This window comes from Novosphingobium sp. BL-S-19, from assembly GCF_055521675.1.
The window spans coordinates 43,126-68,253 of the sequence record NZ_CM145498.1 but is presented as its reverse complement, the minus strand read 5'-3'; the positions used below and the strand labels follow the sequence as shown (position 1 = coordinate 68,253).

The window sequence follows — 25,128 nt, the reverse complement described above, 5'->3', positions numbered from 1 at the left end:
TTCATTGATCCAGGTAGTATTCCAGGGCCTCAGATCGACCCAGCTACTGCTGCCGCAAGGCGCTCGATTCCCGCCGCATCCTCATCATCGAAACGACCGGGCAAGGGGCTGTCGAGGTCGATCACCGCGATCACCTTGCCATCGCGCAGCACCGGCACCACCAGTTCCGAACGGCTCGCCGCGTCGCAGGCGATGTGGCCGGGGAAGGCGTGGACGTCAGGCACGACCTGAGTCTCACCGCTTTGCGCGGCCGTGCCGCAAACGCCCTGGCCGAAGGGGATGCGGATGCAGGCCGGCTTGCCGATGAACGGGCCCAGCACCAGTTCGTCTTCGACATTGCGATAAAAGCCGGACCAGTTGAGGTCGGGCAGATACTGCCACAGCAGCGCCGCCAGGTTGGACATGTTGGCGACCGGATCGGGCTCGCCGGCGATCAGCGCCTGCGCGGCCTCGACAAGCTCACCATAAAGTTCGGGCTTGGGCGTGTCGCCCTTGGGTGCGAAGTCGTACATGCGAAAGCCGTTACTCCAAGTCGTTGTTGCCGCCTAGCCGCCTCGGGCTTATCCATTGCGCCATGCGCTCGATATTCATCAAAGTCGCCGTCGTCCTGCTGCTGATCATCCTCGCCATTGTCGGGGTGATTGCCTGGGCGCAGTATTCCAACACGTCCGACCTGCCGCTCGATGCGACGACGGGCAAGGACCCCAAGCTGGTCGAGGCTGACCCGCAGACCATTCCCAGCGTGAAGCTGGTGAAGACGGTAGGCTGGGCGCAGGGCGAGGCGCCCACGGCGGCGCAGGGCTTTGCCGTCAATCGCTTTGCCGAAGGGCTGGACCATCCGCGCACCATGCTGACGCTGCCCAATGGCGACGTGCTGGTGGCCGAAACCAATGCACCGCCGGGTAACAAGCCCAGCGGCATTACCGGAATCGTGATGGGCTGGATGTTCAGCCGCGTCGGCGCCGATGTGCCTTCGCCGAACAAGATCGTGCTGCTGCGCGATGCCGACGGCGACGGCAAGGCAGAGACTCGTTCGGACTTCCGGACCGAGGACATGCATTCGCCCTCCGGCATGGCCTATCGCGATGGCAAGCTCTACATCGCCAACCACGATGCGGTGCTGGAATTCGCGTTCCAGCCCGGTGAGACCAAGCTGGTCGGCAAGCCGCTGCGCAAGATGATGGACCTGCCTGCGGGCGGGAATCACTGGATGCGCAACCTGCTGCTGAGCGACGATGGCCAGCACCTCTATGTCGCGGTCGGTTCGTCCTCCAATATCGCCGACAATGGCATGGAAGCCGAAGCGGGCCGCGCGGCGATCTGGGAAATCGACGTTGCCACCGGGCGCCGCCGCCAGTTCGCGGCGGGCATGCGCAATCCCAACGGCATGGGCTGGAACCCCTCCACCGGCGAACTCTGGGCCACGGTGCAGGAGCGTGACATGCTCGGCCCCGATCTGGTGCCCGACTATCTGACCAACGTTCCCGTCGGCGCGCAGTATGGCTGGCCGTGGATCTACTGGAAGACGACGTTCGACGATCGCGTCCAGTGGCCCATGGAAACGTACATGCTGGAATATACCCGCAAGCCCGAATACGCGATGGGCGCCCATGCCGCTGTGCTGGGCATGGTCTTCGCGCATGGCGGCATCACCATGGGTGACAAGTTCGCCAACGGTGCTTTCGTTGCCCGTCACGGTTCGTGGAACCGTCGCCCGGCGGTGGGCTACGACGTGGTGTTCGTGCCCTTCGACGAACACGGCAATCCGCAGAACGTGAAGCCGGTGCCGGTACTGACGGGCTTCCTGAAGGACCCATCGCATACCCGCGGTCGCCCGACCTGGCTGGCCTTCGACAAGACCGGCAGCCTGCTGGTCAGCGACGATACTTCCGGCATGATCTGGCGCGTCCATGCGCCCGGTGCGAAGCCCTCTGCGGACATCAAGCCGGTGGTGGCGGAGCACATGAAGCCGCAGACGGAACTGAAGGATCCGACCGTTCCCAGCGCGGAGACCGTTGCCGGCTTCAAGCAGGAGCCGGACAAGCTGCTGCCCTGATCGGCAGCCGAATTTAAGACTTACCGAAGGGCAGGGGGCGATAACCCCCTGCCTTTTTCGTTAGAGCACTTTGCCGGCGCGGCCCGCCAGTTCGGTGACATATTGCCAGGCCACGCGGCCCGAGCGGGCACCGCGACGACGCGACCATTCGAGGGCGTCGCTCTCCTCGAACGCCAGCCCGTACTGTTCGGCATAGCCGTGGATGATCGCGAGGTACGAAGGCTGATCGCAGTTGTGATAGCCGATCGAGAGGCCGAAGCGGTCGGCCAGCGCGAGGCGATCGTCGATCACGTCGCGCGGATTGATGGGATCGTCCTGCTCGCTCATGGCGCGGCCGACGATGGCGCGGCGGTTGGAGGTCACCGCAAGGCGCACATTGGCTGGACGCGCCTCCACGCCCCCTTCCAGCCACGAGCGCAGCAGGCGCGGGCCGGTGCCGTCGCCTTCCTCGAAGCCGAGATCGTCGATGTAGACGAGGAACTGGCGGTCCACTTTGCCCAGCAGCGTGAACAGCGCGGTGACGCCGTGGAGCGCTTCCTGTGCCACCTGGACGAGGGCGATGCGGCCCGGATGAAGGTCCTGCGCCGCGCGGATCGAGGCGCGGATCACGGCGGACTTGCCCATGCCGCGCGAACCCCACAGCAGCATGTCGTGCGCGGCATGGCCGGCGGCGAGACGCTCGACATTGGTGACCACGCGTTCCTTCTGCGTGTCGATACCGCGCAGCATGTCCAGCAACGGCGCTTCCAGCGTGGCGACGGCCCGCGCTTCGGTTCCGGTCCAGACGTAGGCCGGATGCGCCAGCCAGTCGACCTGAGCGGCCGGGGGAGGGGCCAGTCGTTCGAGCGCGGCGGCGATACGGGTAAGGACTTCGATCTTCTCGGTCACGCGGTCAGTTCCTCGCTGGTGAGGTCGTAGAGCAGGGCCGCGCCTTTGGCGGCCTGTGCGAGCGCGCCCATGGCTTCGGGCACGATGTGGTCGGCGAAATAGCGCGCGACCACGACCTTGCGCTTGGCGAAGGCTTCGGGAAGGTCAAGCGAGGGCAGGGCGGCCACTTGCCGTTCCAGCTGCCATGCGGCGACGGTCACGGCGCAGGCTTCCAGGAAGGGCACGCTCGCGGCAAGGCGGTCGTCCAGCGATCCGGCAAGGAAGCGCTCGCCCATGGCCTTGCAGCCCAGCGCGAGGTCACGCAGCGGGGCAGAGCCTTCGCCGGCGATTTCGTCCATCAGTGCGAAGAGCACGCCGCCCTGTTGCATGCCCAGCTTGCGAGTCACGAGGTCGGCGGCCTGAATGCCGTTGGTGCCTTCGTAGATCGGGGCGATGCGCGCGTCGCGGTAATGTTGTGCGGCGCCGGTCTCCTCGATGAAACCCATGCCGCCGTGGACCTGGATGCCCAGGCTGGCCACTTCCACGCCTATGTCGGTGCACCAGGCCTTCACCAGCGGCACCAGCAGTTCGGCGCGCTGCTGGCCGGCGGAGTCTCCCAAGCCGACACGGTCGAGCTGCCCGGTGGCGTAATAGAGCAGGGCGCGGCCACCTTCGGTCAGCGCGCGCATGCGCAGCAAGGTGCGGCGTACGTCGGGATGCTCGACGATGGCGACGGGGTTCTTGTCGGGCGATCCGGCGCGGGCGGACTGCACGCGGTCGTTTGCATAGGCCATGGCCTGCTGCATCGCCCGCTCGGCGATCTGCACGCCCTGTGCGCCCACGTTGATGCGGGCGTTGTTCATCATCGTGAACATGCAGCGGAGGCCTTCGTTCTCCGCGCCGACCAGCTCGCCGATGCATTCGCCATTGTCGCCATAGCTCATCACGCAAGTGGGCGAGGCATGGATGCCCAGCTTGTGTTCGAGGCTGACGACCTTGAGATCGTTGCGCGCGCCGAGCGAGCCATCAGGTTCCACGTGGAACTTCGGAACGAGGAACAGCGAGATTCCGCGCGAGCCTGCAGGGGCGCCCGGCGTGCGTGCCAGCACGAGGTGGACGATGTTTTCGGCCAGATCATGCTCGCCCCAGGTGATGAAGATCTTCTGCCCGGCCACGCGGTATTTGCCGGCGTGCGGACCTTCGGTGATCCGCACGGCCGTGCTGCGCAGCGCGCCGACGTCGGATCCGGCCTGCGGCTCGGTAAGATTCATCGTGCCGGACCATTCGCCGCTGACGATCTTCGCCAGATAGGTCGCCTGCTGCACCGCGCTGCCGTGATGAATCAGCGCCTCGATCGCGCCCACGGTCAGCATCGGCAGCAGCGAGAAGGCCATGTTCGCGGTGCCCATGCATTCGAGCACCGCTACGGCGAGCGACTGCGGCAGGCCTTGTCCGCCGAATGCCTCCGGCGCGGAAATCGAATTCCATCCGGCTTCGACGAAGTCCGCATAGGCCTGCGCGAAGCCATCGGGCAGCACCACTTTGCCATCGACGATGCGCGCGCCTTCGCTATCCCCCTTGCGGTTCAGCGGCGCCCATTCGCCTGCCGCGAACTGTCCGGCACCCTCGACCACGGCCTCAACCACATCGGGGCTGGCAGCAGCGAAACGCTCGGTTTCGGCAAGCGCGTCGAGCCCGGCGTTTACGCGCAGGGCCAGAACCTGATCGGTGCTGGGGGGATTGAAGGTCATTTTCGCGGTTTTCCTTGGCTTTCCTCGCGGTGCGCTATAGCGGCAGGGCATGGAGCGCACCAGTCGACCCGAACGCCTTGCCGCCGATTCCGCCGGCCTTGCCCGCGCGGCGGCGCTGCTGCGCGAGAACGGTCTCGTCGCCGTTCCCACCGAAACGGTCTACGGTCTTGCCGCCCGCGCGGATCGTGATGAATCCGTCGCGGCGATCTACCGCGCCAAGGGACGGCCAAGCTTCAACCCGCTGATCGTCCATGTCGCCGATCTCGATTCGGCGCGGCGTATCGCCCGTTTCGACGAGCGTGCGCTGGCGCTGGCCGATGCGTTCTGGCCGGGCGCCTTGACCATGGTGCTCCCGCTAGAGGAGAGGGCGGACATCGCCCCCGCCGTTACCGCAGGCCTTCCCACGGTCGCCCTACGCTGCCCGGCCCATCCGGTGATGCGTGAGGTGATCGCGCAGGCCGGTCTTCCGCTGGCAGCACCTTCAGCCAATCGCAGCGGCGGCGTCAGCCCGACCACGGCGGACCATGTCGCGGCATCGCTGGGGGAGGGGATCGATGCCATCGTCGATGGCGGTGCCTGCGAGGCCGGGCTGGAATCGACGATCGTGGCGCTGCGGCAGGATGGCCGCTGGCAAGTGCTGCGCCCCGGCCCGATTCCCGAAGCCCGGATTCGCGAGATTCTCGGCACCGATGCGGACGCCGTGACGTCACAGGCGATCGAAGCGCCCGGCCAGCTTGCCAGCCATTACGCCCCCGGCAAGCAAGTGCGGCTGAATGCGGTGGTTTCCGAAGAGGATGAGTTTCATATCGGGTTCGGTGAGATCGCCGGGAATGCCTCGCTCTCTTCGTCCGGAGACCTCGTGGAAGCGGCATCACGGCTCTATGCCTTGCTCCACCAAGGGGCTGAGGCGGCGTTCCCGCGCATCGCTGTAGCGCCTGTTCCCGAAGGCGGGATTGGCGCAGCGATCAATGACCGCTTGCGCCGGGCGGCAGCTTAGAGGGTAGAGCCACGACTCAGCGTGGCGGCGGGGCCACGCCGGGGTTGAGGTCCTGAATATCCGCATAGTCGTCGCGCGCCTTGGTGCAGGCATCGCGGTCGCCGCGGTCGCAGTCCTTCAGGTGGCGCTGGTACTGGCGCTGCAGCTTGCCCAGCTTTTCATCCCGCTCCCGCATCTGGCGGCCGCGCTTTTCGTCGGCTTCGGACTGGCTGGTGGTGGCCATGTCCACGGCCGAACTGGCGATGCGCACCGGCGCGGTCACCACTTTGCCGACGGTGCTGATGCAGCCGCTCAGGGCAAGAAGGCCAAGGGGCAGGGCGATGAGGTGGGCGTGCCGGATCATATCGGGCGCGAAACTGTCACGCCGGATCTGTCGAAACAATGAATGGGCGCAGGCAAGCTGGGGATAGGCAAAAGGAAAGGGCCGCTCCCTTGCGAGAGCGGCCCTTTGCCTTGCACGATTGCGCTGCCGATCAGACGGCTTCGGCGCTTTCGTAATACTTCGGGGCGTATTCGTTGAGGATCGTAAGGATCTTCTTGAGTGCGCCCTGTTCGTCGGTCTTTTCCATCGCCGCCAGCTCACGGGCGAGGCGCGACGAAGCGGCCTCGAAGATCTGGCGTTCGGAATAGCTCTGTTCGGGCTGGTCATCGGCACGGAACAGGTCGCGCGTCACTTCGGCGATCGATACGAGGTCGCCCGAATTGATCTTCGCTTCGTATTCCTGGGCGCGACGCGACCACATGGTGCGCTTGACCTTGGGTTTACCCTTGAGCGTGTCGAGTGCTTCGCGCAGAGTCTTGTCCGAAGACAGCTTGCGCATCCCGATGGCTTCCACTTTGTTCATCGGAACGCGCAGAGTCATGCGTTCCTTCTCAAAACGGAGCACGTAGAGTTCGAGCTGCATCCCGGCAATTTCCTGCTTCTGGAGCTCGATCACACGGCCCACGCCGTGCTTGGGATAAACGACGTAATCTCCAACATCGAAGGCATCGGCCTTGGTTGCCATTTATCGTCCTTTCACCTGCAGGTTCGTTGCCTTACCTACGGCATGGGAGAAACCCGGGAGGTGCGACAATGGAGACAAACGCCTCCGCCGCCCGGTCAGATAACTCTCCCAACCGTCTGCTTTCGAACCCTGCCTCGCAATGAAAATGCCTGCCAAAACGGGCGGGGAGCCCGGGCAGTCGCGGGATTATATAGCACCGATGTGATAAAATTACCAGAGGCGTGCGTATAATTAACAGGTACCGCGCGCAACGTTCGCGCCGCGGCACCCATTTGCTCAGCAAGTCCCTCTGCCTAGGGGGAAACCGCTTGCCCCCTCAGGCGCCTTTGGAAAGGCTCAGTCGCCTTCGCCGGGTTCGGGCGAGAAATATTTTTCGAACTTGCCTTCTTCGCCGCGCATTTCGTCGGCGTCGGCCGGCGCGTCCTTCTTGGTGGTCAGGTTCGGCCACTCGGCAGAGTACTTGGCGTTGAGTTCCAGCCACTGCTCAAGACCGCTTTCGGTATCGGGCAGGATGGCTTCGGCCGGGCATTCCGGTTCGCAGACGCCGCAGTCGATGCACTCGCTGGGATTGATCACCAGCATGTTCTCGCCTTCGTAGAAGCAGTCCACCGGACAGACTTCGACGCAATCCATGTACTTGCACCGGATGCAGTTATCGGTGACGACATAGGTCATGGCGGCGTATTCCTCTTAGACGGCTTCGTTGCGGTTGGCCGCTGCTATGGGATCAGCGGGGCCTGCGTCAAGCACTCTATAGCAGGCCTGCGCCTCCGGGGCAGGGCCGCGACGGTCCGGAAGGGATAGGATTTCTATCACCCTTGCACCCTGCGCTGTCGGCAAAGTCAGGACATCGCCGCAGACGACCTTCTGGTGTGCGCGTTCGACTCGCTTGCCGTTGATTCGCACATGCCCGGATTCGGCCATGGTCTGGGCAAGCGGCCGGGTCTTGGTGAGGCGCAGGAACCAGAGCAGCTTGTCGATCCTCAAACCGCCGCCTCCGTTCCTGTGCCCGCCGCGCCCATCAGCGTGAGATCAGTTCGCCCAGCGCCGCGAAGGCGCTGTCCTTGCGGACGGGCCGGGGGCGGGTTTCCTCGGCCTGCCGCCGTGGCGGACGCCAGCGCCAGCGCACCGGGGCCGGCGGCCCGTGCGCTTCCTCGGCTAGCGGGCGCGGCATTACCGGCTGGAATCCGGCCAGACGCAGCAGCCGGGCATAGCTGGAGGTGGTGAGTCCCATCGAGACGGCGCGGGCCGGATCGAGCGCGAAATCGCGCGAAGCGGGGCCGGAGCCGCGCGCTTCATGCGCCTCGCGCAGCAGCTTTTCGGCCATGTCCAGCCGGATCAGCTGCTTGCCGAGATTGCGATAGCCAGGCGCGCGGTGGCGTTTGGCGGCGTCCATCGCCGGCGGCATCGCGGCATCGGGCTCGCCGCCCTGTGGTTTGCCGGCAATCCGTGCGAGCTGGCGCCACAGCGCGATCGGCCCGGGGCGCAGCATGGCGGGCACGAAGAGATCGAGCGCACCCACGCGCACACCCAGCTTGGCCAGCATGGTGCGGCGGTTCTTGTCGAGCCGATCCACGCCGGAATCCTCGCGCGCGGAAATGCCGCCGCATTCGACCAGCGTGATCAGCAGCGCGCGCAAGTCCGGCCCGGCCTCTTCCGATCGGCTCGCCTCATCCAGCTTGCCCAGTGGCGCGAGCGGTTCCAGCGCGGCGATCAGCCAGGCCTCCAGCGCGGCGACCAGCGCCTTGCGCGAAGGGGCGGGAATGGCATCGAGCACGCGATCGGGCACCAGCACCGGCGCCAGCAGCGATCGGCCGGCGGAAAGCGTGGCGATCTTCTCACCCTCCCACCGCAGATCGCCGGCTTCCAGCGTGATGACGGCAGTGCCTTCGTGAATCGCGGCGGCCAGTGCATCGGCGCGCTTTTGCAGCAGGGCGGGCAAGTGCCGTTCGGCCGCGGCCAGCAACAGCTTGCGGTCGGTAAGCCGCGCGCCGGGATCGACCTGGAAGCCGAAACCGCGCAGCGAGCCGATGTGTTCGCCTTCCACCAGCACTTCCTCGTCTTCGAGGCGGACCGAAAGCAGTCCGGCGTCGGGACCGAGTTTCTTCATGAGCACGGCAGTCCTGCGGTTGATGAAACGTTCGGTAAGCTTGCCATGAAGCGCGTCGGAAAGCCGCGCCTCTACCGCCCGGGCGCGCGCCGCCATCTCGTCGCGAGCGAGCACCCAGTCGGGGCGCTGGGCGATATAGGCCCAGGAACGGATTGCGGCAATCCGCCCCTGCAGGGTGTCGATATCGCCGCCGGTGCGGTCCAGCTGGGCGATCTGCTGCGCCATGTAGTCCGCACCCAGTTCGCCGTGTCGCAGGTCCTGCCACAACCGGGCAACGAAGCGCGCGTGCGTTTCCGAACCCTGTTGGCGGAAATCGGGCAGGCGGCAGACCTCCCAGAACCGGGCGACTTGCGCATGGCCGCGCACGGTGCCGCCGATGTCGGGATCTTCGGCCAGCCGCTTCAGCACCGCCAGATCGATGGCTTCCGGCGCGGGCGCGAGTTCGGGGCGTTCGGGCGGCGCTTCCAGATCGGCGATCAGCGTGGCCAGACTGTCGAAGCGCGGTTCGGGTTCGCGCCAGAACAGCTTGGTCAGCGGCGGGAAGCGATGTTCCTCGATCGCGTAGATCTCTTCGGATTCGAATTCGGAATCGTGGCCGCCCGATCCGGTCAGCGTGCCGAAGGTGCCGTCGGTCTGGTGGCGACCCGCGCGTCCGGCGATCTGCGCCATTTCCGCAGTGGTCAGGCGGCGATGGCGGCGGCCGTCGTACTTGGACAGCCCGGCGAAGGCGACATGCTGGACATCGAGGTTGAGCCCCATGCCGATAGCATCGGTGGCGACCAGATAGTCGACCTCGCCCGATTGGTAGAGCGCGACCTGGGCGTTGCGCGTCTGCGGGCTGAGCGCGCCCATGACCACGGCGGCGCCGCCGCGAAAGCGCCGCAGCATTTCGGCGATGGCGTAGACCTGCTCGGTAGAGAAGGCGACGATCGCGCTGCGCGGGGGAATCCGGCTGAGCTTCTTGGCACCGACGTGGGAGAGCGTGGAAAAGCGCGGGCGCGAGATCACCTCGACGCCGGGAACCAGCGCCTTGACCAGTGGCTCGATGGTGGAGGAGCCGAGGATCATCGTCTCCTCGCGCCCACGGGCGTGCAGCAGGCGGTCGGTAAAGACGTGGCCGCGCTCACGGTCGGCGGCCAGTTGCGCCTCGTCGATGGCGACGAAGGCCAGGCTGCGGTCGGTGACCGGCATCGCCTCTGCCGTGCAGAGCAGGTAGCGCGCGTTCTTCGGCTCGATCCGTTCCTCGCCGGTGATCAGTGCGACATTGTTCTCGCCCTTGATCTTGCAGACGCGGTCATAGACCTCGCGGGCCAGCAGGCGGAGCGGGAAGCCGATGGCGCCACTGGAATGGGCGCAGAGCCGCTCTATGGCGAGGTGGGTCTTGCCGGTGTTCGTCGGGCCGAGCACCGCCTTGACCCCGCTGGGAGCGTCGTTTCGCGACGAGGCATGCGGCTTGTGAAACATTACCCCCTAGATTTGGCATCCCACCCGAACGCCCGCAAGACTCGGCTCGCCGAAAAACGGCTCACAAATCCACATCGTTAGGGTGCAATTAACCTTAAGCGGGCAGGACAGGTGCCCAAGGTCCCGTGTGGGGGCGTGCGAATGCCACTGAATCTGCCGCCTGTCGGGCTCGTTCCGATCGCAGGCGACGAAGAGGCAGGGTGCACAACTGAGCTGCGTGAGAAGGACGGGCATCTGTTCAAGGCACTTGAACATGGCGGGGAGATCGCTGCGGGCGAGGGGCGCGGTTACGCTGCCGCGCTTTCGCACGCGCAAGTCGTTCCCGCTTCCGCCACGCCTGAATCTCCTACCCCAGCCGCACCGACGACACTGGCCAAGCCGCGCCTGTCGCATCGGATTGAGGGCTGGAAACGCGATATCGAACACTGGTGCGATCGCGTCGAGATCGCGCCGGACCTTGCCTGCGACATCGGCAGCCGTCGCTGGCTGCGCGGCATGGCGACCATGCTTGGCCTGTCCGTGGCGGCCTTCGCCTTCTGGCCCGATTTCGCGATGGTGGAGGCGGCCACCACGCCGCTGGCCGCGCGCGAGCGGGACGAATTCCGCAGCCAGACGATCACCCCGCTGGGGCTGGGTGCCGACGCCGGCCGCCACATGGGCGCCAGCCCGCTGGTCCGGCCGCTGGGCAGCGTGCCCGAACGGCCGAGCGTGGAACTGGTGGCGACGTTGGGGCAGGGCGACAGCTTCGCGCGGATGCTGCAACGCGTCGGCGTGGGCGACGACGACGCCACGCGGATCGGCACGCTGGTCGGCCAGGCGGTTCCGCTCGACCAGATCGAGCCGGGAACCCAGTTCGACGTCACACTCGGCGCTCGTCCGGCACCGGGGGCGCCAAGGGCGCTGAGCGCGATGAACTTCCGCGCGCGATTCGACATGGATCTGTCGATCCAGCGCGGTGGCGGCGGGCTTTCGCTGGTGCGCCATCCGATTCACGTCGACGAGACGCCGCTGCGCATCCGCGGCACCGTCGGGTCCAGCCTCTATCGTTCCGCCCGCAATGCCGGCGCGCCGATCGCGGCGATTCAGGCCTATCTTCAGGCCATCGACAAATATGTGAGCCTCGAAAGCGACATCCGCGCCAACGACGCGTTCGATATCGTCGTCAGCTACAAGCGATCGGCCAAGGGCGAACGTCAGGTCGGCAACTTGCTCTATGCGGGCCTCGAACATGAGGGCAAACCGCGTGTCCAGCTGTTGCGATGGGGTCAGGATGGCGAGATGGTCGCCGCCGGTGGCCTGTCGGAATCGACCAGCACGGCCGCCGGGATGCCGGTGGCCGGACACATGACCTCTCCCTATGGCATGCGCCGCCATCCGATTCTGGGCTATGTGCGGATGCACGCCGGCATCGATTACGGCGCGGCCTACGGCTCGCCGATCTACGCGGTGGCCGATGGCGTGGTGAGCTTCTCCGGCCGGCACGGCGGCCACGGCAACTACGTGCGGATCGAACATGGCGGCGGGCTGGGCACCGGTTATGGCCATATGAGCCGCATCGCGGTTTCCGCCGGCAGCCGCGTCCGCGCCGGGCAGGTGATCGGCTATGTCGGCTCCTCCGGCCTCTCCACCGGGCCGCATCTCCATTTCGAGGCCTATCGCGGCGGGCAGACGATCAACCCGGCCGGCCTGCGCTTCGTTTCGGCGCCGCGGATCGACGGCAAGGAAAAGAACGCCTTCGATGCGCGGATGAAGGCCCTGCTCACCGTGCAGCCGGGCGAGGCGCTGGGCTTGGTCGCGCCGGCGATGGCCACGCCGATGGGGGCGGCGCGCGAGATCGACCGGCTGGAGCCGAACACGCTTTGAATCTTCGGCGATAATTTGCGGGTATGCGCACCGCGCAAGCGCTCTTGCGGCCTTGGACAGTCCGCCACATTGAATGCCTTGCGCTTTTCCGGCAATCACACCGGCCATGACTGGAGCCTATCCCCACACTCGCCTGCGCCGCGCGCGCGCCACGGCCTGGAGCCGCGCCATGTACCGCGAGACGGTGCTGACCCCCGCAGATCTGATCTGGCCGGTCTTCGTGACCGAGGGAGAGGGCGTGGAGCAGCCGATTCCCTCGCTGCCTGGCGTTTCACGCTGGTCGGTGGACCTTCTGGTAGAGCGTGCGAAGGAAGCGGCGGACCTTGGCATTCCGTGCCTTGCGCTGTTCCCCGATACCCAGCCGGAACGCCGCAGCGACGACGGTGCTGAGGCGCTCAATCCCGACAACCTGATGTGCCGCGCCTTGCGCGCCATTCGTGCGGAACTGGGCGACCGCATCGGCCTGCTGACCGACGTGGCGCTCGATCCCTATACCAACCACGGTCAGGACGGCCTGTTGGGGCCGGATGGCTATGTCCTCAATGACGAGACGATCGAGGTGCTGGTCGGCCAGTCGCTGAATCAGGCGCGGGCCGGGGCGGACATCATCGCCCCGTCGGACATGATGGACGGCCGCATCGGCGCGATCCGCGATGCGCTGGAGGACGAGGGCTTCGTCAACGTCCAGATCATGAGCTATGCCGCCAAGTATGCCTCGGCCTTCTACGGCCCGTTCCGCGATGCGGTGAACACGCGCGGGCTGCTGAAGGGCGACAAGAAGACCTACCAGATGGACCCCGCCAACAGCGAGGAAGCGCTGCGCGAGGTCGAGATGGATCTGGCCGAGGGTGCGGACAGCGTCATGGTCAAGCCGGGCCTGCCCTATCTCGATATCGTGCGCCGGGTGAAGGAAACCTTCGAGGTTCCCGTCTTCGCCTATCAGGTCTCTGGCGAATACGCGATGATCGAGGCGGCAGTGGCGGCCGGCGCGGCGGACCGCGATGCGATGGTGCTGGAAACGCTGCTGGCCTTCAAGCGCGCGGGTTGTTCGGGCGTGCTGACCTACCACGCCGTCCACGCCGCGCGCCTGTTGCAGAAGTGACGTCATGACGGACTTCAGACTGGAAACCGACCGGCTGGTACTGCGCAACTGGCAGCCCGGCGATATGGTGCGCTTTGCCGAAGTGACCAACAATCCGGACGTTATGCGCTGGCTGGGCGGGGTGATGGACGCGGAGCGGCTGGCCCAGTCCGAAGCCCGCATGATCGGCTTTCACGAGAGCTACGGTCACACCTTCTGGATCGTCGAGCGCAAGGCCGACGGCGGCGATCTTTCCGGAGAGATGCTGGGCTTTTGCGGTCTCAAGAAGATCGATGCGCCGGGGGCCTCGTTCCCCGGCGAGTTCGAGATCGGCTGGCGCATGCGCAGCGATGCCCATGGCAAGGGCTATGCCAAGGAAGGGGCGATCGCCTCGCTCGATGCCGGGTTCGGCTTGTTCGGCGCGGCCGAGATCTTCGCAATTACCGTGATCGAGAATGAGGCAAGCTGGGGCCTGATGCGCCGGCTGGGCATGCGCCGGCGCGGAGAACTCGATTACGACGATCCGCGTTTCGAGCCTCCGCTGCGGCACACGATCGTCTATTCGATCGCCCGCGACGATTGGGCCGCACAGCTGGACTGATGTGGCGGGGAGAGGACCGACAATGAATCGCACCGACGTGACCGTGGCGGCCTTCAACGGCAAGGCGCCGCACATCCATTCCAGTGCTTTCATCGCGCCGGGCTGCCGCATCATCGGCGATGTCGAGATCGGGCCGGACGCCAGCATCTGGTACAACTGCGTGATCCGCGCCGATGTGAACCGGGTGGTAATCGGCGCACGGACCAATGTGCAGGATGGCACGGTGATTCACTGCGACAGTCCCAAACCCTCCCGCCCCGAAGGCTATCCCACGCTGATCGGTGAGGATGTGCTGATCGGGCACATGGCGATGGTCCATGGCTGCACGCTGGAGGATCGCGCTTTCGTGGGCCTTGGCGCCATCGTCATGGACGGCAGCTATATCGAATCCGACGGGATGCTGGCCGCCGGCGCGCAACTGACCGGCAAGCGCATCGGTGCGCGGCAGCTGTGGATGGGGCGCCCGGCCAAGTATTTGCGCGATCTGGATGACGCGACGATGGCCGGCAATCAGGCGGGCGTGCGGGCCTATGTCGAACGCGGCCGCCAGCATGCCGAGGCGCTTGGTCTTATTCCCTGATGGCCAAGCCGAAACTGGCGCTTCCTTCCGCAGAAGCGGTGCTGGCGCTGATCGATTCCGAACAGCGATTGGCCGTGCGCGTGACTCCCGGCGCCAAAGTCGAAGCATTGGAAATCGTCGAGGGACGGCTTCAGGTGAAAGTCCGCGCTAAGCCCGAAGACGGCAAGGCGAACGAGGCGGTGCGCACGATTCTGGCGGCGGCGCTGGAACTGGCGCCATCGCGCATCGCCTTGTTGCGCGGCGCAACTTCGCGCGAGAAGCAGTTCTCTATCGCGCAGTAGTCCGCACAATGCGGTAGCCGGCGAAGGTCACTGCCAGACCGCAGGCCACGGCCAGCAGCAGGCAGGCCGGTCCGTAGGCAAGGAACAGGATCGCCCCGAATGATGCGCCGAAGGCGAGCGCCAGCCACAAGCCGATGAACGAAGTGAGCCCCGGTTCGCGCCGCCCGGTGATGAGTCCGCCAAGGCCCTGACCGATCCGTACCAGCGCGCCGGTCAGATACGTCAGCGCGACCGGCGCTTCGCCCTGACGCAGTGCGGTGTTGAGCGCGCCCATCGCCAGCACCAGCATGGCCATCATCGCCGCCGAATGCCCGGTGAGCGCAAGGATGGAGCCGATGGCGAGCAGGGCGGTTACCAGCCCTAGCACCGCAGGTTTGCGCCACACGCCAGTGCTTTCCGCAACGACATGGCCCAGCGCCACGCCCAGAATGAAGCCAAGGATCAGCAGTGCCGGCGTCGCCGCGCGGGGCGTATCGGCGATCAATTCGGTCGCCAGCCGGGTTGTGTTGCCCGACATGAACGAGACGAAATAGCGGTCGGCAGACAGGAACCCTACCGCATCGACGTATCCGGCGAGACCTGCAAGGGCGGTGGCCAGCAAGCGGCGGGGACGATCGAGCCGGTTCACATCGCGACGATAGCGACCGGGTTCCGCTTTAGCGACCCATTCCGCGCGCCATGCGGGCCAGCACATCGGTCATGGCTTGGGCAATATTGGCGGGCTCCGGCGCGACATCGGCAATGGCGCGCGTCATCGCATCGGCCCATTGCGCGGCGGTCTGGCGGTCGATGGGAAAGTCCTTGTGCAGACTCATCATGCATTTGCCGGGATTGGCCTCGAACCAGTCGCGCGGGCCGCCGGCCCAGCCGGCCAGGAAGCGCGGCAGGCTCTTGCGCATCGGTTCCAGGTCGTCCGCATGCATGGCGCGCAGTTCGGCATAGGCCGGGTCCTGCTCCATCAGATCATAGAATCGGTTGGCGATGGCATCGAACACGGGAGCGCCGCCGATCTGGTCATGCGGGGATTGGGCGATTTCGGTGGTCACGGGGCTAATGTCTCCGGCACGCAGGTGGTGATGCTGACGGGATAATCGATCGGTTCCACGTGGAACTTGATCCCGATCAATCGCGGACCATGGCGCGCAAGGTTTCGATGCGATCGGCCTCATGCGCCGGCTTGTCGGCGCGGATGCGGTGGATGCGGGGGAAGCGCATGGCCAGGCCGGACTTGTGGCGCTTGCTGAGGTGGACGGAATCGAAGGCGACTTCCAGCACCAGCGACTTGTCGGTTTCGCGCACCGGGCCGAAGCGATTCACCGTGTGGCTCCGCACATGGCGGTCCAGCCACTTCAGTTCCTCATCGGTGAATCCGAAGTACGCCTTGCCCACGGGTAGCAGTTCGGCGCCCCCGTTCGTCAGGTCATCGGGATCTCCGTCCCAGCAGCCGAAGGTGTAGTCGGAATAGAACGACGACCGTTTGCCGCTGCCGCGCTGGGCATACATCAGCACGCAATCGATCAGCAGCGGATCGCGCTTCCACTTGTACCAGAGCCCGGTCTTGCGCCCGGCGACATAGGGGCTGTCTCGCCGCTTGAGCATAACACCTTCGATAGCATCCTCGCGCGCCTTCTCCCGGATCGCGGCGAGTTCGGCGAAATCGGCGGCCGGAATCACCACGCTGAGGTCGAAATGCTCGGGATCGAGCCGGGCGATCAGGGCTTCCAGCCGGGCGCGGCGTTCGCCCCAGGGCAGGGGGCGCAAGTCCTTGCCTTCCAAAATCAGCACATCGTAAAGGCGCACGAAGGCCGGGTATTCGGCCAGCATCTTCTTGGAGACGATCTTGCGGCCGAGACGCTGTTGCAGGGCGTTGAAGCTGGCAGCGCCGCCTTCCTCGCGGCCCTGATGCGATCCGCGCACCAGCAGTTCGCCATCCAGCACGGCATCGATATGGAGCGCTTCGGCGATCTCCGGAAAACTGCCCGAGATATCGTCACCCGATCGCGAATAGACGCGCGTCTCGCCTTTCACCCGTACCACCTGCACGCGAATGCCGTCCCACTTCCATTCGGCGGCATAGTCGGAAAGGTCGAGTTCGGCCGCCTCCAGCGGATGCGCCAGCATGAAGGGGCGGAATAGTGGCAGGTCTTCGGAGGAGGGGGCTGCTGCCCCGCGCGCGGCCCAGTCGAACAGCGCGAGATAGGGCGGTTGCTGGCCGTGCCAGTGCTCCTCGACATCTTCCACCGCCACATCGAAGGCCTGCCCGAAGGCGGTCTTGGCCAGCCGCGCGGAAATGCCGATGCGCATGGCGCCGGTTGCCAGCTTGAGCAGGGCATAGCGTTCCTCGGCATCGAGCCGGTCGAGCAGGCGCGGCAGTTCGGTCATGACATTGGCGCGAGTCATGTGAGATAGCGCATCGACTGCCTCGCTCACCGTTGGCGGGTCTTCGGCGATATCCGGGCCGGGCCAGAGCAGGCTGGCGGTTTCCGCTGTATCGCCCACGTAATCGCGGCTGAGCGACCAGAGCACCGGATCGACGCGCTCGGTCATCAGGTTGCGGATCGTCGAACTTTTCACGGCTGGAAAGTCGAGCCCGTCGGTCAGCGCCGCCAGCGCCCAGCCGCGATCGGGATCGGGGGTGTCCCGTAGATAGTCCGCCAGCAGCTTCAGCTTCGCATTGCGGCTGCGGGTATAGACCAGCGCGTCGAGCAGGGCGGCAAAGCGCTTCATGGGATAGCGCGGTCCAATTGACCTGATGAATCAAATCGACCTGACGAATCAAAACCTCGTCGTCCCCGCGAAGGCGGGGACCCCGCTTTTCTTACGGCGTGGGAAAGAGGAAGCGGGGCCCCCGCCTTCGCGGGGGCGACGATGGTTGCGCGCGGGGACATTTTGCGCATCTCAATCGTCCTCGTCTTCATAGCCGACCAGCGCCAGCGCTCGCGCCTTGCGCTGATTCAGCTCGCACCAGCGCAGCATCGCATCCTCGCGGCCGTGGGTGATCCAGGTCTCGCCCGGATTAACTTCGGTGATGGTCTGCGTGAGTTCGTCCCAATCGGCGTGATCGGAGATGATCAGCGGCAGTTCCACCATCCTTTGCCTTGCCCGCTGCCGCACGCCCATCCAGCCGGAGGCCATGGCGGTGATCGGATCGGGCAGGCGGCGGCTCCAGCGGTCGTTTAGCGCGGAGGGCGGGGCGATTACGATCCGCCCGGCAAGGTCTGGCGTCTTGACGTCACTCACCAGCCGTAAGTCGCCCAGATCGACGCCGAACCGTTCGTAGAGCCGGCACATCGCCTCCATCGCGCCGTGCAGATAGATCGGCTCCAGATGCCCGGCGCGGCGCAGTTCGGCGATCAGGCGCTGCGCCTTGCCGAGCGCGTAGGCGCCCACCAGCACGCAGCGCTCGGGATTGGCGGAAAGCGCCGAGAGCAGCTTGGCAATCTCGTGCTCGACGGGGGGATGGCGGAACACCGGCAGGGCGAAAGTCGCCTCGGTCACCAGCACATCGCAGGGCACGACCTCGAAAGGCGGGCAGGTGGGATCGGGGCGGCGCTTGAAATCGCCGGTGACGACGACGCGCTCACCCGCATGGTCCAGCACGATCTGCGCCGATCCCAGCACATGGCCGGCCGGAACGAAAGTGGCGGTAACGCCTCCGGCCAAGCGCAGGGTTTCGCCATAGGCCACCGGCACCGCGCCATCGCGGGTGGCGTAGCGCAGTTCCATGATCGCCAGAGTCGCGGGCGTGGCCACCGTCTCGCCATGGCCGCCGCGCGCGTGATCGGAATGGCCGTGAGTCACCAGCGCGCGGGCAACAGGGTGAGAGGGATCGATCCAGCAGTCGGCGGGGAAGACGTGGATGCCGTGAGGTTCGGGTCTGATCCAGGCGAAATCGCGGGCCATGAAAGGAAAATGGGGCGGAAACCGCGCGGTTCCCACCCCATTTCTTATCGTGTCAGTTCAGGCCGGTTCAGTCGTCGGCATTGGCTTCCGGCTGGTTGCCGGGCTTCTTGGCCGTCTTCTTCGCCGGAGCCTTCTTCTTGGCCTTCACCACCTTCGGCGCGGCGGGCGTCAGTTCGAAACTGAGCGCATCCTCCTTGACCGAAACGTGGACCTCGCCGCCGATGGCAAGCTTGCCGAACAGCAATTCCTCCGCCAGCGGCTGCTTGACCTTCTCCTGGATGACGCGGGCCATCGGCCGCGCCCCGTAGAGCTTGTCGTAACCGCGATGGCCCAGCCATTCGCGCGCGTCCGAATCGAACTGGATGTGAACGTTCTGGTCGGCCAGTTGGAGTTCCAGCTGGAGGATGAACTTGTCCACCACCCGGCTGATCGTTTCCTTGGCCAGATAGGCGAAGGGCACGATGGCATCGAGACGGTTGCGGAACTCGGGGCTGAACATCTGCTTCACCGCCTCGTCGCCGGCATCCGCCTTGGACGTGTCACCGAAACCGATGCCCTGCTTGGCCATGTCCGACGCGCCCGCATTGGTGGTCATGATCAGGACCACGTTGCGGAAGTCCACGGTCTTGCCGTGGTGGTCGGTCAGCTTGCCGTTGTCCATCACCTGCAGGAGGATGTTGAACAGATCCGGGTGCGCCTTTTCGATTTCGTCGAGAAGGAGCACGCAGTGCGGCTGCTGGTCCACCGCATCGGTGAGCAACCCGCCCTGATCGAATCCGACATAGCCCGGAGGGGCACCGATCAGACGGCTGACCGAGTGACGCTCCATATATTCGGACATGTCGAAGCGCTGGATCGGGATGCCCATGATCTGGGCCAGCTGCTTGGCGACTTCGGTCTTGCCGACGCCGGTGGGGCCGGAGAACAGGAACGAGCCGATCGGCTTGTCCGGATCGCGCAGGCCGGCGCGGCTCAGCTTCATCGCGGTGGAGAGCACCTCGATGGCCTTGTCCTGACCGAAGACCACGCGCTTCAGATCGCGTTCGAGATTTTCGAGCGCCTTCTTGTCGTCCGAGCTGACCGACTTGGGCGGGATGCGCGCCATCGTCGCGATCACCTGCTCGATCTCGCGCGCGGTGATCGTCTTCTTGCGGCGGCTGGGGGGCACCAGCATCTGCATCGCGCCCACTTCGTCGATCACGTCGATCGCCTTGTCGGGCAGCTTGCGGTCATTGATGTAGCGCGCCGAAAGCTCGACCGCGGTCTTGATCGCGTCCGGCGTGTACTTGACCTTGTGGTGTTCCTCGAAGGCCGTGCGCAGGCCGCGCAGGATCTTGATGGTGTCTTCCACGGTGGGTTCGTTCACGTCGATCTTCTGGAACCGGCGCAGCAGCGCACGGTCCTTCTCGAAGTGGTTGCGGAACTCCTTGTAGGTGGTCGAACCGATGCAGCGGATCGTGCCGCCCGAGAGTGCGGGCTTCAGCAGGTTCGAGGCATCCATCGCGCCGCCGCTGGTGGCGCCGGCACCGATCACCGTGTGGATCTCGTCGATGAACAGGATCGCGTGCGGCATCTTCTCCAGTTCGGAGACGACCTGCTTCAGGCGTTCCTCAAAGTCGCCGCGATAGCGGGTGCCGGCCAGCAGGCTGCCCATGTCGAGCGAGTAGATCACCGCTTCGGCCAGCACTTCCGGCACTTCGCCTTCGACGATCTTGCGTGCCAGACCTTCGGCGATGGCGGTCTTGCCGACGCCGGGATCGCCCACATAGAGCGGGTTGTTCTTCGAACGGCGGCAGAGGATCTGGATCGTGCGGTCCACTTCGGGGCCGCGGCCGATCAGCGGGTCCACTTTGCCCAGCAGCGCCTTCTCATTGAGATTGACGGTGAACTGGTCGAGCGCCGAATCCTTCTTGTTGGCGCTCTTGGTCTCGGCCTTTTCCTCGGGCGTGGGGGCTTGTTCCTCGCTGCCCTTGGGGCTGCGCTCGTCCACCCGCTTGCCGCCCTTGCCGATGCCGTGGCTGATGTAGCTGACGGCGTCCAGGCGGCTCATGTCCTGCTGCTGCAGGAAATAGACGGCGTAGGAATCGCGTTCGGAGAACAGGGCGACCAGCACGTTGGCGCCGGTCACGGTGTCCTTGCCGGAGGACTGGACGTGCAGGATCGCGCGCTGGATCACGCGCTGGAAGCCGGCGGTGGGGGCGGGATCGCCCTTTTCCTCGGTCTTCAGCGACTGGTATTCCTGGTCGAGATACTGGCGCACCACGTCACCAAGGTCGCCAAGATCCACGCCGCACGCCTGCATGACCTGTGCCGCATCCGGATCGTCGATCAGGGCGAGCAGCAGGTGCTCTAGCGTGGCGTACTCGTGGCTGCGCTCCGAAGCGTGCGAGAGCGCGGCATGTAAGGTCTTTTCTAGGCTTTGCGCGAAGCTGGGCATCTAGGAAACTTTCATGTGGGAGTGGGACTCTCCTTGAGGGGGAGCTTTGGAGGAAATCGGGTTTCGAGATTCATATAGGCACGTTCAGGACGGTTGCGAGGTGCCTTCCGCAAGATCGGCTGCAGCCTCACCCCGATCATGACGTAGGCCCCGGGTTTCGGGGCTTGAACAGGGCATCCGCAGCCAGCATGTGGGCCTGCGAAGCGCGGCGATGCGCGCGGATGCGTTCGATTTCGGCTTCCAGAAGAACGACGCGTGCGTCGAGTTCATCCAGCGAATAGCGCTCCAGGCTTTCGCTGGCGAGAAGGCTGGCGGCTCCGAGTTCTACCTCGGGCGACCGCCGCCGCGGTCGATCGTCGTCGTCCATTGCAATGCAGCATCGGACGGTAGATGCTTACTGTCAATGGCCTGAAATTATGTTCCCAACCATAGTGGGTCTGTGGCAACAGGACGCCTATGTTAGTTAACCAAGTTAAACAGATGACCGCGATCGGCTTTGAAGCGCCGGGTGGTCCTGATGTTCTGAAGCCCGTTACGCTGCCGATTCCGGAGCCGGGACCGGGCGAACTGCTGGTCAAGGTATCATTCGCCGGGGTTAACCGTCCCGATGTGGTGCAGCGGCAGGGGAAATACCCGCCACCGCCCGGCGCATCGCCGATTCCCGGGCTGGAAATTTCCGGCAGGGTCGCCGCGCTGGGGCAGGGCGTGACCGAATTCCTTCCGGGCCAGCCGGTCTGCGCGCTGGTCAGCGGAGGGGGCTATGCCGAATACTGTCTGGCCAAGGCCGCGCACTGCCTGCCGGTGCCCGAGGGGCTGGGGCTGGACGAGGCGGCGGCACTGCCGGAAACGCTGTTCACCGTTTGGCACAATGTGTTCGAGCGTGGCTACGCCCGCGATGGCGAGACGATGCTGGTCCATGGCGGCACCAGCGGCATCGGCACGATGGCGGCGATGCTGGGCAGGCATTTCGGGTTGACCGTGATCGTCACGTGCGGCTCGGCTGAAAAGTGCGCGCGGGCGCTGGAGATCGGCGCGGCCCATGCCATCGACTACAAGGCCAGCGATTTCGTCGAGGAAGTGGCCCGGATCACCGAAGGCAAGGGCGTCGATATCGTGCTGGACATGGTCGGCGGCGATTATGTGGCGCGCAACCTCAAGTGCATGGCGCCCGATGGCCGGCACGTGACGATCGCCGTGCAAGGCGGGGTGAAGGCGGAGGTCAACATGGCCGTCGTCATGACCCGTCGCTACACGCTTACCGGATCGACCCTGCGGCCGCGTTCGGATGCCTTCAAGGGGCTGCTGGCGCAGGAGATCCTCGCCAATGCCTGGCCCTTGGTCGAGGATGGCGAACTGCGCCCGGTGATGGATGCGCGTTTCCCGCTGGCAGAGGCGGCCGCCGCCCATGCGCGGATGGAAGCGGGCGATCATGTCGGCAAGATCGTGCTGGAGATCTGAAGCGGTATTCGAGGAAAGGAGAGTTTCTGAAAATGCGTGGCGGCGCATTTTCATGAGGCATTTGCGTAAATCCTGACTCCCCGGTTCGGATGGTTTTGCCAAGTCGTTTCAAATTCACGTGCGATCGAATTGCCAAAATCAAGGCTTGTGCTTGCCGAATCCGCAAAGTTTGCCTAAATCAGGCCCGAACGGCCGCTCCGCAAAGGGGCGGCCCTTATTGTTTCCGCCGGAGATAGAGACATGAGCCAGCCCACTCCGCTGATGCCGCACGCGACCGCCTCGTGGCTGGTCGACACTACCGCGCTGACGTTCGAGCAGATTGCAGAGTTCTGCGGTCTGCACATGCTCGAAGTGCAGGCGATGGCCGACGATCTGGCATCCAGCAAGTATACCGGACGCGATCCCGTGCGTTCGGGCGAACTGACGATGGAAGAGATCGAGAAGGGTCAGGCAAACCCGGAGTACAAGCTCCGCATGCACAAGATCCCGATCACTTCCAACCGCACCAAGGGCCCGCGCTACACGCCGGTCTCGAAGCGTCAGGACAAGCCGGACGGCATCGCCTGGATCCTGCGCAATCACCCCGAGGTGTCGGACGCGCAGATTGGCAAGCTGATCGGCACGACCCGCAACACGATCGCGGCGATCCGTGACCGTTCGCACTGGAACATCGCCAACATCACCCCGAAGGACCCGGTCACGCTGGGTCTCTGCTCGCAGCGTGAGCTGGACTTCATCGTCTTCAAGGCCGCCAAGAAGGCTGGCATCGAAGACGACGGCCAGAACGACGAGCGCCTGGTCGACGATCGCGAAGCGCTGATCGAAGAACTGCGTGCCGAGCGTGAAGCCGCCTCGCGCGCCGCTTCGGAAGCCGCGCAGGAAGCCGAAGTCGCCGCATGGCTCCAGGCCAAGCGCGCTGCCGAAGCGGCGGGAGAACAGGGCGAGTAATCCTCACCCCGTCTCTGCAGACGAATACAAAAAGCCCCGCGACGAAGCATCGTCGCGGGGCTTTTTGTTTGTGCGGAACGTGTGTCCGGGAATCCGGGGCCGGGAAGGGTGCCTTCCCGGCCCCGGATTCCCGGCGGCGCCGAAATTACTCGGCCGGTTCCAGCGTGCTCTCGTCGGTAAGCTGGGCGATCGCCGGCGGGGTTTGGCCGCCGTTCGGATTCAGGCGGCCTTCAAGGCGGGCGCCCTGCTCGATGGTGAGCGCGTCATAGGCCACGTCGCCCTCGATCCGCGCGGTGCGCAAGATCACGACTTCGCGGGCAGAGATCGTGCCACGCACCGTCCCGGCGATGCGCACGGATTCGGCAGTGATGCCGCCGGCAATCTCGCTGGCGTCACCCTGGATAAGCGATTTGCAGGCGATGTCCCCGGTTACGCGGCCTTCGACGTGAAGGTCGACGGAGGCTTCGATGTTGCCGGTGATGGCAGTGTCCGCGCCAAGCACCGAAAAGCTCGTGGAGCCGGTGCGGGCGGTAGCGGTCGAAAAAGTCTTGGCCATGGCGTTATCGGGCTTCTTGCTGAACATTATGGGCGGCCTCGAGGAATGTGCGCGGATTCATGGGCCGGTTGTTGATGCGCACCTCGAAATGGAGATGCGGGCCAGTCGACCGGCCGGTCGAGCCCATTGCGGCGATACGGGTTCCGCCGTCGACGAGTTGGCCGGGGCGGACGTTGAAGCCGGAAAGATGGCCATAGCGGGTCATCAAACCGTTGCCGTGGCTGATCTCCACGCAGTTGCCATAGCCCTGGCGCTGACCGACGAACGTCACGCGACCCTTGGCGGCGGCATAGATCGGGGAGCCCATCGGGCCGGGGAAATCGAGCCCGGCGTGGAACGCGGCGCCACCGGTGAAGGGGTCGGCGCGATAGCCGAAGCTGGAAGAGACGTAAGCAACGTGGGCGGGCTGGACCTGCGGGATCGACGCCAGGCCGTTCTCCAGCGCGTCCATGCGGGCAAGGCTCTGGCCCAGACGCTGGAAGCGCGGATCGATCGAGCCGTCGGCGGCAGTTGCCAGCTTTTCCAGCGGACCACCTTCGCCGCCGCGCGCATTGGCCATGGCGTTGGGGTTGAGGCCCAGCTTGCGGATGGTGTCGGCCGTGGCCGCCGCGCGGCGATCCGCATAGCGCGTCAGGCGTTCGACGAAGGCCAGCTGCTGGGCCTCGATACCGGCCAGCTTGCCCGCTTCAGGAACCGCCAGGCTGACCTTCTTCACCGTTTCGGCGGTTTCGGCCGAACTGTCGGTGACGGTTTCGTCAGCCTTCTGGTCCTCCGGAAGCTCGCCGATATGCGCTTCGACCATGGTTTCGATGAATTTCTGGCGGCGGGCCAGATCGTCCACGGTGCCGTCAAGATTGTTGCGATACTGCTGCACGCGGCTTTCGGCGGTGGCGACTTTGGCTTCGCGCAGGCGCAGCAAGGCATGCTCGCTGGTGGAGCTGAGCTGCGATACGGCGACAGCGCCCATCGACACGCACCATGCGCCCAGCAGCGCGGCGCAAGTGCCGGCAGCCACTTTCTGCATTCGCGACGAAATGCGGATGAAGCGGACTTGCCCCTGCGAGCGCATGATGAACTCGCGTTCAGGAAAGGCCGCCTGGAGACGCGATTTAAGCGCCCCGGCAGATATGAACTTCAAAACGACCCCGCTTAGAATTCTTATTTCCTA

General features: G+C 65.3%; 25 protein-coding genes. 9 read left to right on the top strand and 16 right to left on the bottom strand.

Features of this window, described 5'->3' with window-relative positions; all coding sequences use genetic code 11:
* Window positions 1–29: 29 nt before the first annotated feature.
* Entirely contained in the window at window positions 30–512 is a 483-nt protein-coding gene (locus tag ACZ1JV_RS08690) for a GAF domain-containing protein (RefSeq protein ID WP_465151261.1), read from the bottom strand.
* Window positions 513–574: 62 nt separating this feature from the next.
* Between ACZ1JV_RS08690 and ACZ1JV_RS08685 the strand changes: the two genes are divergently transcribed.
* On the top strand, window positions 575–2,056 hold the full coding sequence (locus tag ACZ1JV_RS08685) for a PQQ-dependent sugar dehydrogenase (protein WP_465151260.1): 1,482 nt from the start codon (window positions 575–577) through the stop codon (window positions 2,054–2,056).
* Between the two features lie 60 nt (window positions 2,057–2,116).
* Here the strand turns inward: ACZ1JV_RS08685 and ACZ1JV_RS08680 are convergent, their stop codons facing one another.
* Window positions 2,117–2,944 (bottom strand): DUF815 domain-containing protein, encoded by an 828-nt coding sequence (locus tag ACZ1JV_RS08680; protein WP_465151259.1) that lies wholly within the window; start codon window positions 2,942–2,944, stop codon window positions 2,117–2,119.
* The gene (locus ACZ1JV_RS08675) at window positions 2,941–4,674 is read right to left on the bottom strand and encodes an acyl-CoA dehydrogenase (protein ID WP_465151258.1); all 1,734 of its coding nucleotides are present in this window, start codon (window positions 4,672–4,674) and stop codon (window positions 2,941–2,943) included. The genes ACZ1JV_RS08680 and ACZ1JV_RS08675 overlap by 4 nt, the downstream gene beginning before the upstream one ends.
* Window positions 4,675–4,723: 49 nt before the next feature.
* On the opposite strand from ACZ1JV_RS08675, the gene ACZ1JV_RS08670 reads away from it, so the two are divergent.
* A complete protein-coding gene (locus tag ACZ1JV_RS08670; RefSeq protein ID WP_465151257.1) occupies window positions 4,724–5,671 on the top strand; it encodes an L-threonylcarbamoyladenylate synthase in 948 nt (315 codons plus the stop codon).
* Window positions 5,672–5,687: 16 nt separating this feature from the next.
* Here ACZ1JV_RS08670 and ACZ1JV_RS08665 read toward each other — a convergent pair whose 3' ends face one another.
* The 5 genes from ACZ1JV_RS08665 to ACZ1JV_RS08645 all read right to left on the bottom strand — a co-directional run bounded on the left by ACZ1JV_RS08665 (window position 5,688) and on the right by ACZ1JV_RS08645 (window position 10,252).
* On the bottom strand, window positions 5,688–6,014 hold the full coding sequence (locus ACZ1JV_RS08665) for a hypothetical protein (RefSeq protein ID WP_465151256.1): 327 nt from the start codon (window positions 6,012–6,014) through the stop codon (window positions 5,688–5,690).
* 130 nt (window positions 6,015–6,144) lie between these two features.
* Complete coding sequence (locus ACZ1JV_RS08660) at window positions 6,145–6,678, bottom strand: CarD family transcriptional regulator (protein WP_465136798.1); 534 nt, start codon at window positions 6,676–6,678, stop codon at window positions 6,145–6,147.
* Between the two features lie 336 nt (window positions 6,679–7,014).
* Window positions 7,015–7,353, bottom strand: a complete 339-nt coding sequence (gene fdxA, locus ACZ1JV_RS08655; protein WP_395329738.1) for a ferredoxin FdxA — start codon at window positions 7,351–7,353, stop codon at window positions 7,015–7,017.
* Between the two features lie 15 nt (window positions 7,354–7,368).
* On the bottom strand, window positions 7,369–7,665 hold the full coding sequence (locus ACZ1JV_RS08650; protein WP_465136799.1) for an RNA-binding S4 domain-containing protein: 297 nt from the start codon (window positions 7,663–7,665) through the stop codon (window positions 7,369–7,371).
* A 34-nt stretch (window positions 7,666–7,699) separates the two neighbouring features.
* Complete coding sequence (locus tag ACZ1JV_RS08645) at window positions 7,700–10,252, bottom strand: helicase-related protein (RefSeq protein WP_465151255.1); 2,553 nt, start codon at window positions 10,250–10,252, stop codon at window positions 7,700–7,702.
* A gap of 141 nt (window positions 10,253–10,393) precedes the next feature.
* Between ACZ1JV_RS08645 and ACZ1JV_RS08640 the strand changes: the two genes are divergently transcribed.
* The 5 genes from ACZ1JV_RS08640 (at window position 10,394) to ACZ1JV_RS08620 (ending at window position 14,658) form a co-directional block, all read left to right on the top strand.
* Window positions 10,394–12,115 (top strand): M23 family metallopeptidase, encoded by a 1,722-nt coding sequence (locus tag ACZ1JV_RS08640; RefSeq protein WP_465151254.1) that lies wholly within the window; start codon window positions 10,394–10,396, stop codon window positions 12,113–12,115.
* Between the two features lie 106 nt (window positions 12,116–12,221).
* Window positions 12,222–13,217 (top strand): porphobilinogen synthase, encoded by a 996-nt coding sequence (gene hemB, locus ACZ1JV_RS08635; RefSeq protein WP_465151253.1) that lies wholly within the window; start codon window positions 12,222–12,224, stop codon window positions 13,215–13,217.
* A gap of 4 nt (window positions 13,218–13,221) precedes the next feature.
* Entirely contained in the window at window positions 13,222–13,797 is a 576-nt protein-coding gene (locus ACZ1JV_RS08630; protein WP_465151252.1) for a GNAT family N-acetyltransferase, read from the top strand.
* A gap of 22 nt (window positions 13,798–13,819) precedes the next feature.
* Window positions 13,820–14,377: a gamma carbonic anhydrase family protein gene (locus ACZ1JV_RS08625; RefSeq protein ID WP_465151251.1), complete on the top strand. Its 558-nt coding sequence runs from the start codon at window positions 13,820–13,822 to the stop codon at window positions 14,375–14,377.
* Window positions 14,377–14,658: a DUF167 domain-containing protein gene (locus ACZ1JV_RS08620; RefSeq protein ID WP_465151250.1), complete on the top strand. Its 282-nt coding sequence runs from the start codon at window positions 14,377–14,379 to the stop codon at window positions 14,656–14,658. The genes ACZ1JV_RS08625 and ACZ1JV_RS08620 overlap by 1 nt, the downstream gene beginning before the upstream one ends.
* Here the strand turns inward: ACZ1JV_RS08620 and ACZ1JV_RS08615 are convergent.
* The 6 genes from ACZ1JV_RS08615 to ACZ1JV_RS08590 all read right to left on the bottom strand — a co-directional run bounded on the left by ACZ1JV_RS08615 (window position 14,645) and on the right by ACZ1JV_RS08590 (window position 21,365).
* Window positions 14,645–15,352: a YoaK family protein gene (locus ACZ1JV_RS08615; protein WP_465151249.1), complete on the bottom strand. Its 708-nt coding sequence runs from the start codon at window positions 15,350–15,352 to the stop codon at window positions 14,645–14,647. The two genes, ACZ1JV_RS08620 and ACZ1JV_RS08615, sit on opposite strands and share 14 nt — an antisense overlap.
* Entirely contained in the window at window positions 15,315–15,704 is a 390-nt protein-coding gene (locus ACZ1JV_RS08610) for a group II truncated hemoglobin (RefSeq protein WP_465151248.1), read from the bottom strand. The genes ACZ1JV_RS08615 and ACZ1JV_RS08610 overlap by 38 nt, the downstream gene beginning before the upstream one ends.
* Window positions 15,705–15,780: 76 nt before the next feature.
* Window positions 15,781–17,385, bottom strand: a complete 1,605-nt coding sequence (locus ACZ1JV_RS08605) for a cisplatin damage response ATP-dependent DNA ligase (RefSeq protein WP_465151247.1) — start codon at window positions 17,383–17,385, stop codon at window positions 15,781–15,783.
* Between the two features lie 171 nt (window positions 17,386–17,556).
* The gene (locus ACZ1JV_RS08600) at window positions 17,557–18,561 is read right to left on the bottom strand and encodes a ligase-associated DNA damage response exonuclease (protein ID WP_465151246.1); all 1,005 of its coding nucleotides are present in this window, start codon (window positions 18,559–18,561) and stop codon (window positions 17,557–17,559) included.
* Between the two features lie 67 nt (window positions 18,562–18,628).
* Complete coding sequence (gene clpA, locus ACZ1JV_RS08595) at window positions 18,629–20,998, bottom strand: ATP-dependent Clp protease ATP-binding subunit ClpA (RefSeq protein WP_465136809.1); 2,370 nt, start codon at window positions 20,996–20,998, stop codon at window positions 18,629–18,631.
* Window positions 20,999–21,134: 136 nt separating this feature from the next.
* Window positions 21,135–21,365 (bottom strand): DUF1192 domain-containing protein, encoded by a 231-nt coding sequence (locus ACZ1JV_RS08590; RefSeq protein ID WP_465136810.1) that lies wholly within the window; start codon window positions 21,363–21,365, stop codon window positions 21,135–21,137.
* Between the two features lie 113 nt (window positions 21,366–21,478).
* Between ACZ1JV_RS08590 and ACZ1JV_RS08585 the strand changes: the two genes are divergently transcribed.
* Together ACZ1JV_RS08585 and ACZ1JV_RS08580 are read left to right on the top strand one after the other, a co-directional pair.
* On the top strand, window positions 21,479–22,456 hold the full coding sequence (locus ACZ1JV_RS08585) for an NAD(P)H-quinone oxidoreductase (protein ID WP_465151245.1): 978 nt from the start codon (window positions 21,479–21,481) through the stop codon (window positions 22,454–22,456).
* Between the two features lie 240 nt (window positions 22,457–22,696).
* The gene (locus ACZ1JV_RS08580) at window positions 22,697–23,404 is read left to right on the top strand and encodes a DUF1013 domain-containing protein (RefSeq protein ID WP_465136812.1); all 708 of its coding nucleotides are present in this window, start codon (window positions 22,697–22,699) and stop codon (window positions 23,402–23,404) included.
* 145 nt (window positions 23,405–23,549) lie between these two features.
* Here ACZ1JV_RS08580 and ACZ1JV_RS08575 read toward each other — a convergent pair whose 3' ends face one another.
* Window positions 23,550–23,960 carry a bactofilin family protein gene (locus tag ACZ1JV_RS08575; protein WP_465136813.1) on the bottom strand — a complete coding sequence of 137 codons (411 nt, stop codon included), beginning with the start codon at window positions 23,958–23,960 and terminating at the stop codon, window positions 23,550–23,552.
* Between the two features lie 4 nt (window positions 23,961–23,964).
* The gene (locus ACZ1JV_RS08570; RefSeq protein ID WP_465148408.1) at window positions 23,965–25,098 is read right to left on the bottom strand and encodes a M23 family metallopeptidase; all 1,134 of its coding nucleotides are present in this window, start codon (window positions 25,096–25,098) and stop codon (window positions 23,965–23,967) included.
* Between the last annotated feature and the right edge of the window lie 30 nt (window positions 25,099–25,128).

What these genes read in the sequence shown, in the direction of transcription:
- ACZ1JV_RS08690 (WP_465151261.1), bottom strand. Translation starts at nt 512, where the DNA reads ATGTACGACTTCGCACCCAAGGGCGACACGCCCAAGCCCGAACTTTAT.
- ACZ1JV_RS08685 (WP_465151260.1), top strand. Translation starts at nt 575, where the DNA reads ATGCGCTCGATATTCATCAAAGTCGCCGTCGTCCTGCTGCTGATCATC.
- ACZ1JV_RS08675 (WP_465151258.1), bottom strand. Translation starts at nt 4,674, where the DNA reads ATGACCTTCAATCCCCCCAGCACCGATCAGGTTCTGGCCCTGCGCGTA.
- ACZ1JV_RS08670 (WP_465151257.1), top strand. Translation starts at nt 4,724, where the DNA reads ATGGAGCGCACCAGTCGACCCGAACGCCTTGCCGCCGATTCCGCCGGC.
- ACZ1JV_RS08665 (WP_465151256.1), bottom strand. Translation starts at nt 6,014, where the DNA reads ATGATCCGGCACGCCCACCTCATCGCCCTGCCCCTTGGCCTTCTTGCC.
- ACZ1JV_RS08660 (WP_465136798.1), bottom strand. Translation starts at nt 6,678, where the DNA reads ATGGCAACCAAGGCCGATGCCTTCGATGTTGGAGATTACGTCGTTTAT.
- fdxA (WP_395329738.1), bottom strand. Translation starts at nt 7,353, where the DNA reads ATGACCTATGTCGTCACCGATAACTGCATCCGGTGCAAGTACATGGAT.
- ACZ1JV_RS08645 (WP_465151255.1), bottom strand. Translation starts at nt 10,252, where the DNA reads ATGTTTCACAAGCCGCATGCCTCGTCGCGAAACGACGCTCCCAGCGGG.
- ACZ1JV_RS08640 (WP_465151254.1), top strand. Translation starts at nt 10,394, where the DNA reads ATGCCACTGAATCTGCCGCCTGTCGGGCTCGTTCCGATCGCAGGCGAC.
- hemB (WP_465151253.1), top strand. Translation starts at nt 12,222, where the DNA reads ATGACTGGAGCCTATCCCCACACTCGCCTGCGCCGCGCGCGCGCCACG.
- ACZ1JV_RS08630 (WP_465151252.1), top strand. Translation starts at nt 13,222, where the DNA reads ATGACGGACTTCAGACTGGAAACCGACCGGCTGGTACTGCGCAACTGG.
- ACZ1JV_RS08625 (WP_465151251.1), top strand. Translation starts at nt 13,820, where the DNA reads ATGAATCGCACCGACGTGACCGTGGCGGCCTTCAACGGCAAGGCGCCG.
- ACZ1JV_RS08620 (WP_465151250.1), top strand. Translation starts at nt 14,377, where the DNA reads ATGGCCAAGCCGAAACTGGCGCTTCCTTCCGCAGAAGCGGTGCTGGCG.
- ACZ1JV_RS08615 (WP_465151249.1), bottom strand. Translation starts at nt 15,352, where the DNA reads ATGTGCTGGCCCGCATGGCGCGCGGAATGGGTCGCTAAAGCGGAACCC.
- ACZ1JV_RS08605 (WP_465151247.1), bottom strand. Translation starts at nt 17,385, where the DNA reads ATGAAGCGCTTTGCCGCCCTGCTCGACGCGCTGGTCTATACCCGCAGC.
- ACZ1JV_RS08600 (WP_465151246.1), bottom strand. Translation starts at nt 18,561, where the DNA reads ATGGCCCGCGATTTCGCCTGGATCAGACCCGAACCTCACGGCATCCAC.
- clpA (WP_465136809.1), bottom strand. Translation starts at nt 20,998, where the DNA reads ATGCCCAGCTTCGCGCAAAGCCTAGAAAAGACCTTACATGCCGCGCTC.
- ACZ1JV_RS08590 (WP_465136810.1), bottom strand. Translation starts at nt 21,365, where the DNA reads ATGGACGACGACGATCGACCGCGGCGGCGGTCGCCCGAGGTAGAACTC.
- ACZ1JV_RS08585 (WP_465151245.1), top strand. Translation starts at nt 21,479, where the DNA reads ATGACCGCGATCGGCTTTGAAGCGCCGGGTGGTCCTGATGTTCTGAAG.
- ACZ1JV_RS08580 (WP_465136812.1), top strand. Translation starts at nt 22,697, where the DNA reads ATGAGCCAGCCCACTCCGCTGATGCCGCACGCGACCGCCTCGTGGCTG.
- ACZ1JV_RS08575 (WP_465136813.1), bottom strand. Translation starts at nt 23,960, where the DNA reads ATGGCCAAGACTTTTTCGACCGCTACCGCCCGCACCGGCTCCACGAGC.